Annotated in this window: 17 protein-coding genes (1 of these 17 only partly in view); 7 read left to right on the top strand and 10 right to left on the bottom strand. The window is 65.3% G+C overall.

Annotated features, from left to right (window positions below):
• Positions 1 to 69 carry the 5' portion of a PaaI family thioesterase gene (locus tag LZ585_RS03925; RefSeq protein ID WP_234855141.1) on the bottom strand. It extends 357 nt beyond the left edge of the window, so 69 of the gene's 426 nt are visible here — the first part of the coding sequence; the start codon lies at positions 67 to 69; its stop codon lies off the left edge, out of view.
• A 57-nt stretch (positions 70 to 126) separates the two neighbouring features.
• On the opposite strand from LZ585_RS03925, the gene LZ585_RS03920 reads away from it, so the two are divergent.
• Entirely contained in the window at positions 127 to 912 is a 786-nt protein-coding gene (locus LZ585_RS03920; protein ID WP_234855140.1) for an enoyl-CoA hydratase, read from the top strand.
• Between the two features lie 83 nt (positions 913 to 995).
• On the opposite strand, the gene murD is transcribed toward LZ585_RS03920, so the two are convergent.
• From murD to LZ585_RS03875, 9 genes are all read right to left on the bottom strand, one after another.
• A complete protein-coding gene (gene murD / locus LZ585_RS03915; protein ID WP_234855139.1) occupies positions 996 to 2,399 on the bottom strand; it encodes a UDP-N-acetylmuramoyl-L-alanine--D-glutamate ligase in 1,404 nt (467 codons plus the stop codon).
• A gap of 74 nt (positions 2,400 to 2,473) precedes the next feature.
• Positions 2,474 to 3,556 (bottom strand): phospho-N-acetylmuramoyl-pentapeptide-transferase, encoded by a 1,083-nt coding sequence (gene mraY, locus LZ585_RS03910; protein ID WP_234855138.1) that lies wholly within the window; start codon positions 3,554 to 3,556, stop codon positions 2,474 to 2,476.
• Positions 3,557 to 3,572: 16 nt separating this feature from the next.
• Positions 3,573 to 4,943 (bottom strand): UDP-N-acetylmuramoyl-tripeptide--D-alanyl-D-alanine ligase, encoded by a 1,371-nt coding sequence (locus LZ585_RS03905; RefSeq protein ID WP_234855137.1) that lies wholly within the window; start codon positions 4,941 to 4,943, stop codon positions 3,573 to 3,575.
• On the bottom strand, positions 4,940 to 6,439 hold the full coding sequence (locus tag LZ585_RS03900) for a UDP-N-acetylmuramoyl-L-alanyl-D-glutamate--2,6-diaminopimelate ligase (protein ID WP_234855136.1): 1,500 nt from the start codon (positions 6,437 to 6,439) through the stop codon (positions 4,940 to 4,942). Before LZ585_RS03900 ends, LZ585_RS03905 begins: the two co-directional genes overlap by 4 nt.
• On the bottom strand, positions 6,436 to 8,265 hold the full coding sequence (locus LZ585_RS03895; RefSeq protein ID WP_234855135.1) for a peptidoglycan D,D-transpeptidase FtsI family protein: 1,830 nt from the start codon (positions 8,263 to 8,265) through the stop codon (positions 6,436 to 6,438). The genes LZ585_RS03900 and LZ585_RS03895 overlap by 4 nt, the downstream gene beginning before the upstream one ends.
• Before the next feature lie 5 nt (positions 8,266 to 8,270).
• On the bottom strand, positions 8,271 to 8,621 hold the full coding sequence (ftsL, locus tag LZ585_RS03890) for a cell division protein FtsL (RefSeq protein WP_234855134.1): 351 nt from the start codon (positions 8,619 to 8,621) through the stop codon (positions 8,271 to 8,273).
• Positions 8,621 to 9,586: a 16S rRNA (cytosine(1402)-N(4))-methyltransferase RsmH gene (rsmH, locus tag LZ585_RS03885; protein ID WP_234855133.1), complete on the bottom strand. Its 966-nt coding sequence runs from the start codon at positions 9,584 to 9,586 to the stop codon at positions 8,621 to 8,623. The genes ftsL and rsmH overlap by 1 nt, the downstream gene beginning before the upstream one ends.
• Before the next feature lie 3 nt (positions 9,587 to 9,589).
• The gene (locus tag LZ585_RS03880; protein WP_256445647.1) at positions 9,590 to 10,102 is read right to left on the bottom strand and encodes a division/cell wall cluster transcriptional repressor MraZ; all 513 of its coding nucleotides are present in this window, start codon (positions 10,100 to 10,102) and stop codon (positions 9,590 to 9,592) included.
• 614 nt (positions 10,103 to 10,716) lie between these two features.
• Positions 10,717 to 11,826 carry an Mrp/NBP35 family ATP-binding protein gene (locus LZ585_RS03875; protein ID WP_234855131.1) on the bottom strand — a complete coding sequence of 370 codons (1,110 nt, stop codon included), beginning with the start codon at positions 11,824 to 11,826 and terminating at the stop codon, positions 10,717 to 10,719.
• Between the two features lie 339 nt (positions 11,827 to 12,165).
• On the opposite strand from LZ585_RS03875, the gene LZ585_RS03870 reads away from it, so the two are divergent.
• From LZ585_RS03870 to LZ585_RS03845, 6 genes are all read left to right on the top strand, one after another.
• Complete coding sequence (locus LZ585_RS03870) at positions 12,166 to 12,390, top strand: DUF1127 domain-containing protein (protein WP_234855130.1); 225 nt, start codon at positions 12,166 to 12,168, stop codon at positions 12,388 to 12,390.
• A 605-nt stretch (positions 12,391 to 12,995) separates the two neighbouring features.
• Positions 12,996 to 13,214 carry a hypervirulence associated TUDOR domain-containing protein gene (locus LZ585_RS03865; protein ID WP_234855129.1) on the top strand — a complete coding sequence of 73 codons (219 nt, stop codon included), beginning with the start codon at positions 12,996 to 12,998 and terminating at the stop codon, positions 13,212 to 13,214.
• 38 nt (positions 13,215 to 13,252) lie between these two features.
• Positions 13,253 to 14,032 carry a 23S rRNA (adenine(2030)-N(6))-methyltransferase RlmJ gene (gene rlmJ / locus LZ585_RS03860; RefSeq protein WP_234855128.1) on the top strand — a complete coding sequence of 260 codons (780 nt, stop codon included), beginning with the start codon at positions 13,253 to 13,255 and terminating at the stop codon, positions 14,030 to 14,032.
• Between the two features lie 65 nt (positions 14,033 to 14,097).
• Positions 14,098 to 14,391, top strand: coding sequence for an FtsB family cell division protein (locus LZ585_RS03855; RefSeq protein ID WP_234855127.1), 294 nt, complete (start codon positions 14,098 to 14,100; stop codon positions 14,389 to 14,391).
• A 101-nt stretch (positions 14,392 to 14,492) separates the two neighbouring features.
• The gene (pdhA, locus tag LZ585_RS03850) at positions 14,493 to 15,527 is read left to right on the top strand and encodes a pyruvate dehydrogenase (acetyl-transferring) E1 component subunit alpha (RefSeq protein ID WP_234855126.1); all 1,035 of its coding nucleotides are present in this window, start codon (positions 14,493 to 14,495) and stop codon (positions 15,525 to 15,527) included.
• 15 nt (positions 15,528 to 15,542) lie between these two features.
• Positions 15,543 to 16,910: a pyruvate dehydrogenase complex E1 component subunit beta gene (locus LZ585_RS03845; protein ID WP_234855125.1), complete on the top strand. Its 1,368-nt coding sequence runs from the start codon at positions 15,543 to 15,545 to the stop codon at positions 16,908 to 16,910.
• Positions 16,911 to 16,914: the final 4 nt, after the last annotated feature.

Here is a 16,914-nt window from a genome sequence, read left to right as displayed (position 1 = left end):
ATTCGCCACCTGCGGAAAGTCGCTGGCCAGAAAGGCGTTCAGCGCCTGCGCGTCCATCACGATATCCATGCTTTCCCCTTCGCTTGTCGCGGCATAGGCTTTCGGCAAACAGGGGGAGAGATCAAGATGGCAGACCTGATCCTGCGGCAAGATGATGGCCATGTCGCGCGGGTGACGCTGAACAGTCCTGGCAACTACAACGCTCTGTCGGTCGAGATGATCGCGGCACTGACGGCGGAACTGGACAGGATCGCGGATGACAAGGATGTCCGCGTGGTTGTGCTTGCCGCGACGGGCAAGGCGTTCTGCGCGGGCCACGACCTGCGCCAGATGCAGGCGGCGCGCGATGGCGCGGATGGCGGGGGCGCCGCCTTTGCCGACCTGTTCGACAGTTGCGCGCGGATGATGCAACGGCTCCCCGCCCTGCCCCAGCCGGTCATTGCCGAGGTTCAGGGCATCGCCACGGCTGCGGGATGCCAGCTGGTCGCATCATGCGACATGGCCTTGGCATCCCAAACCGCGCGCTTTGGCGTCAACGGCGTGAACATCGGGCTGTTCTGCTCGACGCCCATGGTCGCCCTGACCCGCGCCATCCCGCCCCGGGCTGCATTCGAGATGCTGGTGACGGGCGAGTTCATCGATGCATCTCGCGCCTTGCAGCTGGGCCTGGTCAACCGCATCGCCGCGCCGGATGCCTTGACCGATGCCACCATGCAGATGGCCGCGACCATCGCCGCCAAGCTGCCGGCCGCGATCCGCCTGGGGAAGCGCGCCTTCCACGAACAGATGCGGCTTGGGGTGGGGGATGCCTATGCCATGGCAGGCGAGGCCATGTGCCAGAACATCCTGCTGCCCGATACCGCCGAAGGCATGGCCGCATTCCTGGACAAGCGCCCGCCAGGCTGGGCATGACAGGCTTTACCTTGGCCTAAATATCCTCGGGGGTGAGGCCGCTTGCGGCCGAGGGGGCTGAAAGCCCCCTGCCCCGCTTGCCGTCAGCGGGAAGCCACCGCTTTCACCAGTTCGGTGAAATGCTCGCCCCGCTTCTCGAAATTCGGATACTGGTCGAAGCTGGCGGCGGCAGGGGCCAGCAGCACGGTTTCACCCGGCTGGGCCTCGGACACGGCGCGGGCGACGGCAGCTTCCATCGTCTCGACGATCTCGTAGGGGGTCTGGCCAATCTCGAGGGCAAAGTCGCGCGCGGAATGGCCGATCAGATAAGCCTTGGTCACGCGCCCCAGATGGGGTGCCAGCGCGGCGATGCCGCCCTCTTTCCCCAGACCCCCGGCAATCCACCGGATCCGGTCAAAGGCTTGCAGCGCCTTGGCGGCGGCATCGACATTGGTGGCCTTGGAATCATTGACGTAACGCACGCCTCCTATTTCGGCCACGGTCTGGCTGCGGTGCGGCAGACCGGCAAAGCTGTGGAACGCGGCCTCGATGTCGCGCGGCGCCAGTCCCACGGCCCGGCAGGCGGCATAGGCGGCACAGGCATTCTGGTGATTATGCGCGCCCGGCAGGCCCTGGATGGCGCGCAGGTCGATGGATGCCGCCTGCCGCCCCTTGCGGTATTCGGCCAGATGCCCCTTGCGCGCAAAGACCGACCACGCCCCCCCGTCAAGCTTTTGTCCGGCTGATATCCGGATCACCCGGTCGTCCGCTGGTCCCATCGACAACTGGTTCGCCAGGTAAAGCCCCTCGACCTCGTCGACGCCGATCACGGCACGGTCTGGTCCGCCTTCGGTAAACAGACGCCGCTTGGCCGCGAAATATCCCCCGGGACCGCCGTGGCGGTCCAGGTGGTCAGGCGACAGATTGGTGAAGACCGCAACATCGGGCGTCAGCGCGCGGGCAAGGTCCGTTTGATAGCTGGACAGTTCCAGCACCACCACCTCTCCGTCGATCGCGGGTTCCAGGGACAGCACGCCGGTGCCGATATTGCCGCCCATCTGCGTCGGGCGCCCCGCTTCGGACAGGATGTGATGGATCAGCGCCGTGGTGGTCGATTTGCCGTTCGATCCGGTCACGGCGATCACGCGAGGGGCGCGGTCGAAGCCTTCCCAATCTTCGGTTGCATAGCTGCGGAAGAACAGGCCGATGTCGTTGTCCACCGGAATCCCCATGGCATAGGCCTTGGCGATCACCGGATGGGGCCTGGGGTAAAGATGCGGAATGCCGGGGCTGGTGATCAGCGCCGCTACGCCCGTCCAGGCATCGGCGCGGGTCAGGTCGGCAATGGTCAGGCCATCGGCGGCCGCAGCCTCTCGGGTATCGACGCCGTCGTCCCAGGCAACGACCGTGGCGCCGCCCGCCGCCAGGGCCGCGGCAGTGGCCTTGCCGGATCGGCCAAGGCCTAGAACGGCAATGGTTTGTCCTTCGACGCCTTGAACCGGGATCATGGAATGCTCCTGATGTCGCGGCCGGGGGCTTCGCGCCCCCGGACCCCCGCGGGATATTTATGCCAAGACAAAGATCAGCGCAGTTTCAACGTCGCAAGCCCGATCAGCGCGAGGATCAGCGCAATGATCCAGAAGCGGATGACGATCTGCGCCTCGCCCCAGCCCTTCTTCTCGAAATGATGGTGGATCGGGGCCATCAGGAAGACCCGGCGCCCGGTGCGCTTGAAATAGGCGACCTGGATGATGACCGACAGCGCCTCGACCACGAACAGCCCGCCGACGATGGCAAGGACGATCTCGTGCTTGGTCACGACCGCAATGGCGCCAAGCGCGCCGCCAAGCGCTAGCGACCCGGTATCGCCCATGAAGACGGCGGCCGGGGGGGCGTTGTACCACAGGAAGCCCAGCCCGCCGCCGATCAGGGCGGACACGAAGATCAGGATTTCGCCCGTGCCGGGGACATGGTGGACGCCCAGGTAGTCGGTGAAGTCCACCCGGCCCACGGTATAGGCGATGACGCCCAGCGTGCCTGCGGCGATCATCACCGGCATGATCGCCAGCCCGTCCAGCCCGTCCGTCAGGTTCACCGCATTGGCGGCCCCCACGATCACCAGCATTCCGAAGGGAATGAAGAACCACCACAGGTTCACCAGCACGTCCTTGAAGACAGGCAGCGCCAGTTGCCCGGACAGCGCCGTCGGATGCAGCCACATCGCCCAGGCTGCGGCGACAAATGCCAGGACCAGGCCCAGGCCCATCCGCACCCGGCCCGAAACGCCCTTTGTGTTCTGCTTGCTGACCTTGGCATAGTCGTCGGCAAATCCGATCGCAGCGTAACCCGCCGTGACCACAAGAACGATCCAGACATAGCCATTGTCCAGCCGCGCCCAGAGAAGCGTGGAAAAGAACAGCGCCGACAGGATCAGGATGCCGCCCATCGTGGGCGTGCCCGCCTTGACGAAATGGCTTTCGGGACCGTCGTCGCGGATCGGCTGGCCCTTTTTCTGGACCCGGCGCAGATAGTTGATCAGCGGGCGCCCGAAGATGAAGCCGAAGATCAGCGCGGTGAAGAAAGCCGCCCCCGCCCGGAACGTGATATAGCGGAACAGGTTGAAAAGGTCGCCCCCTTCGGACAGGCCGCTGAGCCAGAAAAGCATCCGTTATTCCTTGCCGTCAAAACATCGAATCTTGCGCCGCACGGCGCAAGGCGTCGACAACCGTCGAAATCTTCGAGGACTTCGACCCCTTCACCAGCACGACATCGCCAGGCGCCACCAAGTCCCCCGCGCGGGCCGCCAATTCCTCGGCGGTTTCCGCCCAGACCCCGCGCTTGGCAGGCGGCAGGGCGTCGTGCAGGTGGCGCATCCGGGGACCGGCGCTGTGGACCAGATCAACCTGCGCCATAGACGGGTCATGGGCCATGTCCCGGTGCATCGGGATCTCGTCCGCACCCAGTTCCAGCATATCGCCCAGGATCGCGACCCTGCGCCCGCCTCCCAATGCAGCCAGCGTGGCAAGGCCCGCCGACAACGAGGTCGGGTTGGCGTTATAAGCGTCGTCGATCAGGCGCAGGCCCGCCAGGTCTTCCACTGCACCGCGTCCCTTGGGCGGCAGCCAGTCGCCCAGGCGCATGGCGGCCTCTTTTACATCCGCGCCAGCGGCGGCAAGCGCGGCCAGAACGCCCACCGCGTTCAGCGCGAAATGACTGCCGGTGGTTTGAAGGGTGAAATCCAGTGTCTCGCCGCTGATCCTTGCGCGGCATTTCAGCGTGCCGTCATCGGTCTTGGCCTGCATCAACTTGGCTTGGCCGTCGCGGCCAAAGCCCATCACGAGTGCCCCCGCGGCATCCGCGCAATCGCGCAGGATTTGCGTGACCGGCAAATCCTCGGGGATGATGGCGTGGCCGATGGGTTCCAGTCCCTCGAAGATCGCCCCCTTCTCGCGGGCGATGCCCTCGATGGCGCCAAAGGCTTCCAGATGGGCGGCTGCAACGGTGGTGATCATCGCGACGTGGGGGCGGGCCAGGCGGGACAGGGGCGCGATTTCGCCCGGATGGTTCATGCCGATTTCGATGATGGCGAAATCGGTGTGGCGGGGCATCCGCGCCAGGGTCAGCGGCACGCCCCAGTGATTGTTATAGCTGGCCTCGGCCGCGTGGATGCGCCCCTGCCCGGTCAGCGCCACGCGGGCCATGTCCTTGGTCGAGGTCTTTCCGACCGATCCGGTGATTGCGACGACCTTGCCGGTCATGCGCTTGCGACCCGCGCGGCCCAGCCCTTCCAGCGCAGCAAGCACGTCCGGCACGATCAACAGCGGCGCGTTCGAGGCCACCCCGTCCGGGATCCGGCTGACCAAGGCCGCTGAGGCGCCCTTGTCCAACGCCTGCACCACGAAGTCATGGCCGTTGCGTGCGTCCGTCAGGGCAACGAACAGATCGCCCGGCTGGATGGTGCGCGTGTCGATGGACACGCCCGAGGCCGCCCAATCGCCCTGCGCCCGCCCGCCTGTCGCGGCGGCGGCTTCCTCGGCTGTCCACAGGGTCATATCTTGCCGTCCAGTGCAGCAACCGCCACGGATGCCTGTTCGGCATCGTCAAAGGGATAAACGTCGGTGCCGATGATCTGGCCGGTTTCGTGTCCCTTGCCGCAGATCAAGAGCGCGTCGCCCGGCAGCAGCGCATCGACGCCGCGCAGGATCGCCTCGGCCCGGTCAGCCACTTCGGTGGCATCCGGCCCTGCGCCTTCCATGACGGCGGCGCGGATGGCGGCAGGATCCTCGGTCCGGGGGTTGTCGTCGGTGACGATCACCACATCGGCAAAGTCGCGCGCGGCGTGCCCCATCAGGGGGCGCTTGCCCCGGTCGCGGTCGCCGCCCGCGCCGATCACGCAGACGATGCGGCCCATGACGTGGGGGCGCAAAGATTGCAGCGCAGCCACGACCGCGCCGGGCTTGTGGGCGTAATCGACAAAGACCGTCGCGCCGTTTTCGCGTTGGGCCACAAGCTGCATCCGCCCGCGCACGGTGTGCAGGTTGGGCAGGGCACGCAGCACCTTGTCGGCAGGATCGCCCGCAGCCAGCACCAGCCCCATGGCCGCCAGCACGTTTTCCGCCTGGAACCCGCCGATCAGCGGCAGGCGGACCAGATACGGCTGGCCCATCAGCGAAAACCGCAGATCCTGCCCGGTCGCGTCATAGCGTTGGCCGAGGATCCGCAGCATGGCGTTTTCGCCATTGCCGACCGTCGTGACCGCCAGTCCGCGATCCGTGGCGATGTCCAGCATCTGCCGCCCGCGTTCGCTGTCGATATTGATGACCGCCGCCGCGCCGTCTTCCAGGATGTGATTGAACAGCAGCGCCTTGGCCGCAAAGTATTCATCAAAGCCCGCGTGGTAATCCAGGTGATCCTGGCTGAAGTTGGTGAAGACCCCGGCCTCGATCCGGACGCCGTCCAGGCGGCGCTGGTCCAGCCCGTGGCTGGACGCCTCCATCGCGGCATGGGTGACGCCTGCCTGCGCGGCCTCGGCCAGAATACGGTGCAGGGTCAGGGGGTCGGGGGTGGTGTGGGCCAGCTTGGCCTGGTGATCGCCTTCGACCCCCATCGTGCCCAGGCTGACGGCCTTGTGGCCCAGGTGCTGCCAGATCTGGCGGGTAAAGCTGGCGACGCTGGTCTTGCCGGATGTGCCGGTAACGGCGACCACATGATCGGGCTGTGCCTCGAACCACAGGGCTGCGGCACCGGCCAGGGCGCCGCGCGCATCCTCGGCCACGACAACGGCGCCGTTCCAGCCCGACAGGGCCTCTGCGGCCATTTCAGCACCCAGGCGGTCGGTCAGGACCGCGCCTGCCTCCATGCGCAGGGCATAGGGAATGAAGTCCGCGCCATGGACCGCCGATCCCGGAAGTGCCGCGAACAGATGTCCGGGCTTTACTGTGCGGCTGTCCAGCGACAACCCGGTGATGTCCGGGTCGCGCCCGTCCCTTGCCCGCAGCCCAAGCTGCGACAGCGTTTTCCTGCCTTGCCCCACAATTCTACCCGTCATTTATTTGCGACGACCTTTAGCTCATCGCCCGGTTGCGATTCAACACGGGGCGCAAAGCGCGGCTCGATGACCGGCAGGTTTTCGTCGGTAACGGGTTCCAGCCCGACCAGCGGCGCCAGGCGCCTGATGATGGCCGAGGCGACAGGGGCGGCGGTCGCCCCTGCCGTGCGGCTTTCCCCGCCCGGCCCGGTCACGGACGGTTCGTCCAGCGTCACGATCATCACGTATTTTGGGGCGCTGGCCGGAAAGACCGATGCAAAGGTCGAGACCACCTTGTTGTCGTAATAACCGCCGGACGGACGGGGCTTGTCGGCGGTGCCGGTCTTGCCCGCAACCTCATAGCCTTCCACCTCGGCCTGCTTGGCGGTGCCGCGCGTGACGACCTGGCGCAGCATATCCACCGCGCGGGCGGCGGCGCGTTCCGACAGGATCCGTGCGCCTTCGGGCCGGGTGCGGCCGTGGATCAGGGTGGGGGTCACCTTCACGCCGCCATTGGCAACGGTGGCATAGGCCGCGGCCAGATGCAGCGGGCTTGCGGCAAGGCCGTGGCCAAATGACACGGTGGCCGCAGTCACGGCGGGCCAGCGGGTCGGGACCAGCGGCTTGCCGGTCGGGGCCTCGACCATCTCGATCGGCAGGGGTTCGAAGAAGCCCAGCTTTTGCAGGAAATCCTTTTGCCGCTCTACGCCGATCATCTGCGCGATCCGAACCGTGCCCACGTTCGAGGACTTGACGATCACGTCCGTTGCCGACAATTGCGCGCCATAGTTAGAAAAGTCGCTGATCCGGTATTTGCCAATGCGCATCGGCGTCGTGGTGTTGATGCCGCTGTTGGGATTGATGATCTGCAGATCGAGCGCCTGCGCGACCGGGAAGATCTTGAAGGTCGATCCGAGTTCGTATTGTCCCTGCACCGCGCGGTTGAACAACGGGCTGTCGGACGGATCGCCCTTCAGCAAGGGGCGGGGCCGGTCGTTCGGGTCGAAATCCGGCAGGCTGGCCATGGCCAGGATCTCGCCCGTCGCGATTTCCATCAGGATGCCGGTGGCGCCCTTCGCGCTCATCACCTCCATGCCCGACGCCAAGACCTGCTCCATTGCGGATTGCACGGAAAGGTCGATGGACAGCTGCAAGGGCGCGCCGTCGTTCGCAGGATCGCGCAGCCAGCCGTCAAAGGCCTTTTCCACGCCCGCGACGCCCAGAACCTCGGCGCTGTTAACGCCTTCGTTGCCGAAGCCGGACCCGCCCAGGATATGGCTGGCAATATGGCCATTGGGATAAACGCGCATCTCTCGCGGGCCGAACAGCAGGCCGGGTTCGCCGATGTCATGGACCGCCTGCATCTGTTCGGGCGACATCTTGCGCTTGATCCACATGAACTTGCGGCTGCCGGTGAAGTCCTTGGTCAGGTCGGCAGCATCCAGGTCGGGAAAGATGCGCGCCAACTCGTTCGCCGCGCCGACCGGATCTACCATCTGGTGGGGATGGGCATAAAGCGAATGGGTCAGCAGGTTCGTCGCCAGCACGCGGCCCTGCCGGTCGGTGATATCGGCGCGCTGCGAGACTATCTGGGCCGACATCACCTCGCTTTGCGGCTCGATCGGATCGCTTGACGCCAGGGTGCCCATGCGGACCCCCACCACGCCGAAGGCCAGGACAAAACAGCTTGCCATCAGTGCCAGCCGCCCCTCGGCCCGGCGGCGGGCCTTGTCCTGGACAGCCTCATGCCGCTGGCGGCGGTTTTCGGTCTCGATGTCGTCGGGGTTTTCGCCCCGCTCGCGGGCGCGGAGGATCTTGGCCAGGGGGCGCAGGGGGATGCGGATCATCACGGTCACTCCTGGGGGGCGGCGGCGTCGCCGGGAACGGCTTGGGGGTCGGATTCCGGCGGCGCGGGCGGCTTGGGATAGTCGATATGGCCCAGACCCACCGCCTGCCCCGCTTCCCGCGGGATCAGTTGCAGGCGGTCAAAATTCAGATCCACCAGTTCGCGCAGCCGTTCGGGGCGGTTCAGATAGGCCCATTCGGCGCGCAAGACGCCCAGATCCTCTCTCAATCCTGCGATTTCCCGCTGGATCTGGCTCATCTCGCCCAAGGCAGCCTGGGTGCGGTAGTTTTCGCGATAAGCCCAGAAGGCCAGGCCCATGACCAGCAGCGCGCAGGCCAGATAGGTCAGGGGACGCATCAATGTCCCCCCTTTGGCAGGCGCGGCATCGCCAAGGCATCCGCATCCACGTCACCGGCGGGGGCATCGGTGCGGACGGCCACGCGCAGCAAGGCGGACCGGGCACGCGGGTTGGCCGATTCCTCGTCCGGGTCGGGACCGATGGCGCGGCGGAAGGGCATGGCAAAGGCGGCGGGCGCCATGTCCTGCACGGGGGCATAGCGACTGCCGCCGCCGGCGCTGTTCGACCGCGCCTGCATGAAGCGTTTGACGATCCGATCTTCCAGCGAATGAAAGCTGACCACGGCCAGCTTGCCGCCGGGCTTCAAGGCACGCTCGGCCGCCGACAGGCCATCGACCAGTTGCCGGAACTCGTCGTTCACCCAGATGCGGATCGCCTGGAAGCTGCGGGTCGCCGGATGGCTCTGGCCGGGCTTGGGGCGCGGCAGGCAGGATGACACCACCTCGGCTAACTGTGCCGTGCGGGTCAGGGGGCGGGCTGCAACGATGGCGCGGGCGATGCGGCGGGCGGCGCGTTCCTCGCCGTAATGATACAGCACGTCGGCGATCACCGATTCGTCCGCACCGTTCAGCAGATCGGCGGCGGAAGGCCCGGCCTGGTCCATCCGCATATCCAGTGGGCCGTCGCGCAAAAAGGAAAAGCCCCGTTCGGCCAGATCCAGCTGCATCGAACTGACGCCCAGGTCCAGCACCACGCCGTCCAGCGATTCGCCCGCAAGTTGATCCAGATCGGAAAACGTCCCCTCGACCAGACGCAGCCGGTCGCCGTATTCGCCAGCCCAGGGTGCCGCCATGTGAAAGGCCAAGGGATCGCGGTCCACGCCGATTACCCGCCCGGCACCCGCCTCCAGCAGGCCGCGCGCGTATCCGCCCGCGCCGAAGGTGCCGTCCAGCCAAGTGCCGGACACAGGCGCCACCGCGCGCAACAAAGGGGCCAGCAGAACGGGAATATGCGGATCCGCCACGGCCTAGCCCTCGTCCATCTGGTCCAGGAAGGACCGGGGATCGAATTCGGGACCGTGCTGGGCCGTGAAATCCTCCAAGGCCGCGACGTCCTTGGGACGCGTGTCGGGGTGATAAACCTGGATATAATCGCCACGCGATTCGAAGATCGTCTCGGCGCCTTCTGTAAAGCCCAGCTTTTCGCGCAGCTTCTGGGGCAGGACCAGCCGACCCTCGCGGTCGATTTCCAGATCGGTGGACTGGCCGTTCATCAGCATTTCCAGCCAGCGGCGCTGCGGGCTGCCGCGCGTCAGCTTGTCGATCTGCTCGTCGATTTCCTCAATGGCGTCGATGGTGTAAAGCTCGATCCAGTTCCACCAGTCGGGACCGTAAACGGCGACCAGCTGCGTGCGCCCTGTATTGGCTGTGGCAAAGGCAGGATCTCCGGCATCGAACACGCGGCGCAGCCGGGCCGGAATCGACATTCGACCCTTGCCATCGACCTTGACGGATTCAGTGCCTCTGAATTTCCGCGCCACCTTGGTCCTGCCTCACTGCCCGCCCCTTTCGCCTGCGCGAAATGAAAGGGCGGACCGGGCTGCTGCCACTGCCCGATCCGCCGCCCTCGTTCCCACGTTTTGCCCCTTTTTCGGGGTTCCGTCCTTGTCAGGCGCCACCTGGGGGAGGTGCTGCTCGTGCCTGCGGACGGCTTTGTTGGAAAACGGACGCCTGTATGAAAGCCTGCTTCGCCTTGGGGTCTTGGGTGCCCCTTTACTGCCCGTCTTCGTGATCAGGTTGTGACATGGGAATTCATGGGAAGCAATGGAATTCTGCGCCCGGTGAGGGAGCCAAACCGCGAACGGCGGTTTATCGCGCCCTGTGGCAAGCCTGCCACGAATCGGCTTGAAACCCAAACTCTTGAGCGCCAAGCCTCGATTCTCCGCAAGATATCGAAGATTGATTTTTGTTGTCTGCGCTTATCCAAGGACTTGTCCTGTCCGGTTACGCGCAGAGCTGTTGCGACTTATCCACAAAAAAGCGGAAATGCAGGGCAAGCCCCTCACAGCGGATCACGACAGCGTGATCTGGCAGCCTGGGCCTGCCATCGGCGGTGCCGCCTTGTCATTCCCGCCTTTTCCCAGCCGTCAGGGAATCAGGCAATGCCATCCCGGATCAGCCGGTCGGCAAGCCGGGCATAAGCCTGCGCGGTCGCCCCTTCGCCAAGCGCCACGGGCCGCCCCGAATCGCCCGCAAGGCGGACATCCAGTTCCAGGGGCAGTTCACCCAGGAACGGCAGGCCCAGTTGCCGCGCCTCGGCCGCCACGCCGCCATGGCCGAACAGATGCGCCTCATGGCCGCAATTGGGACAAACATAGGTGGACATATTCTCGACTAGGCCCAGGACGGGGGCCTTCAGCTTGTTGAACATGTCGATGGCGCGCCGGGCATCCAGCAGCGCCACATCCTGGGGGGTGGACACGATGATGGCCCCGGTGACGGCGGCCTTCTGGCACAGGCTCAGCTGCACGTCGCCCGTGCCGGGGGGCAAATCGATCAGCAGCGCGTCCAGTTCGCCCCAGTTCACCTGTTGCAGCATCTGCTGCATGGCGCCCATCAGCATGGGACCGCGCCAGACGACCGCCTCGCCTTCCTTCAGCATCAGGCCGATGGACATGACGGTGACGCCATGGGCGTGCAGCGGTTCGATATGCTGGCCGTCGGGGCTGGCGGGACGGCCGGATATGCCCATCATGCGCGGCTGCGAGGGGCCATAGATATCTGCGTCCAGCAGCCCCACCCGGCGTCCCGCACGCGCAAGCGCAACCGCCAGATTAGACGTGACGGTGGACTTGCCCACGCCGCCCTTGCCCGACCCGATGGCGATGATGCTTTTCACGCCGGGAATCGGCTGGGGTCCAGCCTGCGCGGTCGGGTGGCGCCCGATCTGCAAGGAGGGCGCCGCACCGGAACTGCGCACGGGCTGCGCAGGCGCGGGCTGCGCAGGCGCGGACTTGCCGGCAGGGGCCGTCATGACGATCTGGACCTTGCCCACGCCCGGCATGGCCTCCAGCCGCCGCTTGGCTTCGGCCTCGACCGGGGCCATGCTGCGCGCAACACCCGCGTCCGCCACCTCCAGCACGAATCTGACGGTATCGCCATCGACGGAAAAAGCCCGCACCAAGTCAGCTTTTTCCAGGGTCCGGCCGTCCGGCAGAACGATGTCAGAGATTTCCCTAAGGGCAGCTTCGCGGTTCACGGACATGTCACGACCTGTTTTGATTTCGATGCAAACATGGTCCACCAAGGCTGCGGCATCAACCACCCGCCGCAATATGCGGCAACATGACTGTCCCAGTTCGCGATCCGCATATTTTTGCAGCGCAGCGTGATCGCTAACGCAGTTTTACTGTCACAGTTCTGTCATGGTTATTAACAGCAATCCCAAGGGTTGACCGGCAAGTCATGCAATTGCTGCATGGCAGCAATCCGAAGCGATCCATTGTGCAGCCGCAGCATTAGCGCCATCTTGGGTTCATCGAAAGGCGCCAAGCCATCCGGGCAGGGCGCAGATGCCGAAGACGCAAGATCAAGGAATACAATCATGGCTGCTATCGCCCACACTCACAACGCCGCCGCCAGCACTGGCATTGCCGGCCGTTTGATGGCCGCGATCCAGCACATGCAGGAAAACCGTGCCCGCCGTGCGATCTATCGCCAGACGGTGCGTGAACTGAACGTGCTGACCAACCGCAACCTGGCCGACCTGGGCATCAACCGCGCGATGATCGGTCGCCTGGCCCATGAAGCCGCCTGGGGCGCGAAGTAAGACACACCCTTTCCGGCCCCCCTCCTCCCTGGGGCACGGAACTGGCGGCATCCTCTCCTCCTCCCCCTTGCGAGGATGCCGCCCCAAGACAGCGCAGGAACCCTTTCTCCTCCATGGGGTTTCCTGCGACAGGCGGCGGCCCCCTTCCTCCTCCCTCATGGGGGTCGCCGCAACCCTGACATAGCCGCCCTGTTTCGCGGCATCCCATGCGACGGACCCCTCCTCCCATTGGTCCGGTCGTTGGCGGCAACGGCCCTTCTCCTCCCTGGCCGTGCCGCACCCCAAACGCGGCCCCTCCCTCCTCCTTGGGCCAGCGTTCCGCGGCAGCACCCCTCCTCCTCCCTGGGTGCTGCCGCCTCCACATAGCCGCCTCATTTGCGGCATCCCATGCGACGGACCCCTCCTCCCATTGGTCCGGTCGTTGGCGGCAACGGCCCTTCTCCTCCCTGGCCGTGCCGCACTCTAAACGCGGCCCTCCCTCCTCCCTGGGCCAGCGTTCCGCGGCGGCGCCCCTCCTCCTCCCTGGGCGCCGCCGCTTTTCATTCCAGCCATCGAAACCCCGCCCCCACGCCCGCGTTGTCGCGGCAGCGAAAAGGGAGACGGTCATGACTAAATTCCGTGTCGGATCAAAGGTCGAATGGGATTGGGGCAAGGGAACCGCCACGGGCAAGGTTGCCGAATCCTTCAGCGACCCGGTCGAGCGCACCATCAAGGGCGCCAAGGTCAAGCGGAACGCCGACACGGAAAACCCCGCCTACCTGATCGAACAGGATGACGGTGACCGGGTGCTGAAAAGCCATTCCGAACTGCGCAAGGCGACATAAGCCTTTTCCCGCCAACCCCGGCGGGCTAAGGCCCGTCCATGCTCAGTTACCAACACGCCTATCACGCGGGAAACCTGGCCGACTTGCACAAGCACGCGCTGCTGGCCGTCGCCCTGGATTACCTGACCCGCAAGGACAAGCCGTTGTCCTATCTGGAAACCCATGCCGGACGCGGGCTTTACCGGCTGGACGGGGCCGAGGCCGCCAAGACCGGCGAAGCCCGCGCCGGCATTCAGCGGGCCGAGGCCGAAGGCTGGCTGCCCCCCGATCACCCCCTTCTGGGCACCCTGGCACAGGTCCGGCGCAGTTACGGCCCGCAGGCCTATCCGGGATCGCCGCTGATCGCCGCGCATTTCCTGCGCCGGGGGGATTCCGCGCATCTGGCGGAACTGCACCCTGGCGAATACGACGCCTTGACCCATGTGGCGGCCTTTGCCGCTTTGCATCGGCAGGACGGGTTCCAGATGGCGCAGGCGATCTGCCCGCCGACCCCCCGGCGCGGGCTGATCCTGATCGACCCCAGTTACGAGGTGAAGACGGATTACACGGCGATCCCCCGTCAGATCGGGTTGATTGCGCGCAAATGGAACGTGGGCGTCATTGCGCTGTGGTATCCGATTCTGACCGATAACCGCCACCTGCCGATGCTGGACGCGCTGACCGCCGCCCACCCCGGCGCCCTGCGATCCGAGGTGAGGTTTCCACCCGCCCGACCCGGCCACTCGATGATCGGGTCGGGCCTGTGGATGCTGAACGCCCCCTTTGGCCTGGTGGACGAAGCCGCGCGCCTGGACGCCATCTTCCGCCGCAATGCGTAACCGGGGGATTCCCCCGCCCCCGGCGCTGTGGCATGATCCACCCGTCCAACCGAAACGGCCTTTCCATGTCGCAGCGTCTTTCCATCAGCGCCACTGTTCTTTTGGCCCTGGCCGTCGCCCTGGGCCTGTATTTCGCGTTTGCCGCCGTGCAAGGCCCCTCGGGCATCCTGCGCCGCATCCAGGTCGAGGCGGAAACCTTGGAACTGGCCGCCGAACGCGACCGGCTGAAGGCAGAGGTGCAAGAGATGCAGAACCTGACCCGGCGGATGTCGGATGAGTATCTGGACCTTGATCTTCTGGACGAACGTGCCCGCGAAATGCTGGGCCTGATCCGCGCGGACGAGGTGATCCTGCGCTGAACAACACGTTTCGTTCGCGGATTGCACGCCCCATTTCGATGCGCTACGGATAGTTTAACGCTGAACTATTCTGACCGCGCATCCAAGGAAGGAACCCCCGCATGGCCAGGAAGCCTGCTTCCGCCGCCGAGACGCAACCCAACGTGTCCCGCGACGAACTGCTGCAATATTACCGCGACATGCTGCTGATCCGCCGGTTCGAGGAAAAGGCGGGCCAGCTTTACGGCATGGGCCTGATCGGCGGATTCTGCCACCTGTATATCGGCCAGGAAGCGGTCGTCGTCGGCCTGGAAGCGGCCACGAAGGAAGGCGACAAGCGCATCACCTCGTATCGCGATCACGGGCATATGCTTGCCTGCGGGATGGAAGCGCGCGGCGTGATGGCCGAACTGACCGGGCGCGAGGGGGGATACTCCAAGGGCAAGGGCGGCTCGATGCACATGTTCAGCCGCGAAAAGCATTTCTATGGCGGCCACGGCATCGTGGCAGCCCAGGTGCCGCTGGGCGCAGGCCTGGCGTTCGCCGACAAATACCTGGGCAATGACAATGTGACATTCGCCTATTTCGGCGATGGCGCCGCGAATCAGGGCCAGGTTTACGAAACCTACAACATGGCCGTGCTGTGGGATCTGCCGGTGATCTTCGTGATCGAGAACAACCAGTATGCCATGGGCACCTCGATGAAGCGGTCCACCCGGTCCAACACGCTGTTCGGGCGGGGCGAGGCTTTTGGCATCCCGGGCGAACAGGTGGATGGCATGGACGTGCTGGCGGTCAAGGCGGCGGGCGAAAAGGCCGTCGCCCACTGCCGGGCGGGCAAGGGACCTTACATCCTTGAGGTGATGACCTATCGCTATCGCGGCCATTCGATGTCGGACCCGGCGAAGTACCGCACGCGCGAGGAAGTCCAGAAGATGCGCGACGAACGCGATGCCATTGAACACGTCCGCGAACTGCTGCTGCAAGGGCGCCACGTGTCCGAAGACGACCTGAAGGCCATCGACAAGGACATCAAGGACATCGTGAACGATTCCGCCGAGTTCGCCAAGGAAAGCCCGGAACCGGCGCTGGAAGAACTGTGGACCGACATTTACGCCGAAGACCTGCCCCAGGGCAGCGCCGAAGAAGTTGCCTGAGGGAGGGTTGAACGAATGGCTACTGAAATCCTGATGCCCGCCCTGTCCCCCACGATGGAGGAGGGCACGCTGGCGAAATGGCTGAAGAAGGAAGGCGACGCGGTCAAATCCGGCGACATCATCGCCGAGATCGAGACCGACAAGGCGACCATGGAATTCGAGGCCGTGGATGAGGGCATCCTGGGCAAGATCCTGATTGCCGAAGGCTCGCAAGGGGTCAAGGTGAACACCCCCATCGCCGTCCTGATCGAGGAAGGCGAATCCACCGACGACGTGAAGGCCGAGGCACCTGCCGCCGCCGCCCCGGCCGAGGCAAAATCCGAAGCCCCGGCCGCCTCCGCTGTCGAACAGGTCAAGACCCCCGAACCAGACCGCAGCCCGGACTGGCCGGAAGGCACCAAGATGAAGACCATGACCGTGCGGGAAGCCCTGCGCGAGGCCATGGCCGAGGAAATGGAGCGCGACGAAACCGTCTTCCTGATGGGCGAGGAAGTCGGCGAATACCAGGGCGCCTACAAGATCAGCCAAGGGTTGCTGGACCGGTTCGGCCCGCGCCGCGTGGTGGACACCCCCATCAGCGAGATCGGCTTCGCGGGCATCGGCACCGGCGCCGCCCTGGCCGGCCTGCGCCCCATCGTCGAGTTCATGACCTTCAACTTCTCCATGCAGGCGATGGACCACATCATCAACTCGGCCGCCAAGACCCTGTATATGTCGGGCGGCCAGATGGGCTGCCCCATCGTGTTCCGCGGCCCGAACGGCGCCGCCGCCCGCGTCGGTGCCCAGCACAGTCAGGATTACGCGGCCTGGTATTCCTCGATCCCCGGCCTCAAGGTGGTGATGCCCTACAGCGCAGCGGATGCGAAAGGGTTGATGAAGCAGGCGATCCGCGATCCGAACCCGGTCATCTTCCTGGAAAACGAGATCCTCTATGGCCGGTCCTTCGAAGTGCCGGACCTGCCGGACTTCACCATCCCCTTCGGCAAGGCCCGCATCGCGCGCACAGGCAAGGACGTGACGATCATCAGCTTCGGCATCGGCATGGCCCATTCGCTTGAAGCCGCCGACAAGCTGGCCCAGGAGGGGATCGAGGCCGAGGTGATCGACCTGCGCACCCTGCGCCCCATCGACTATGCCACGATCATCGAATCGGTGAAGAAGACCAACCGCGTGGTGACGGTCGAGGAAGGTTTCCCCGTCGGATCCATCGGCAACCACCTGTCGGCCTATATCATGGAAAACGCCTTCGATTACCTGGACGCGCCGGTGATCAACTGCACCGGCAAGGACGTGCCCATGCCTTACGCCGCCAACCTGGAAAAACTGGCCCTGATCACCTCTGCCGAGGTCGTCGAGGCAGTCAAGAAAGTCACCTACCGCTAAGGGG

It is taken from the genome of Paracoccus everestensis (assembly GCF_021491915.1).
In the GTDB taxonomy this organism is placed as follows: domain Bacteria; phylum Pseudomonadota; class Alphaproteobacteria; order Rhodobacterales; family Rhodobacteraceae; genus Paracoccus; species Paracoccus everestensis.
Note: the sequence above shows the minus strand (reverse complement) of the source record. Positions and strands in the feature narration are given on the sequence as shown.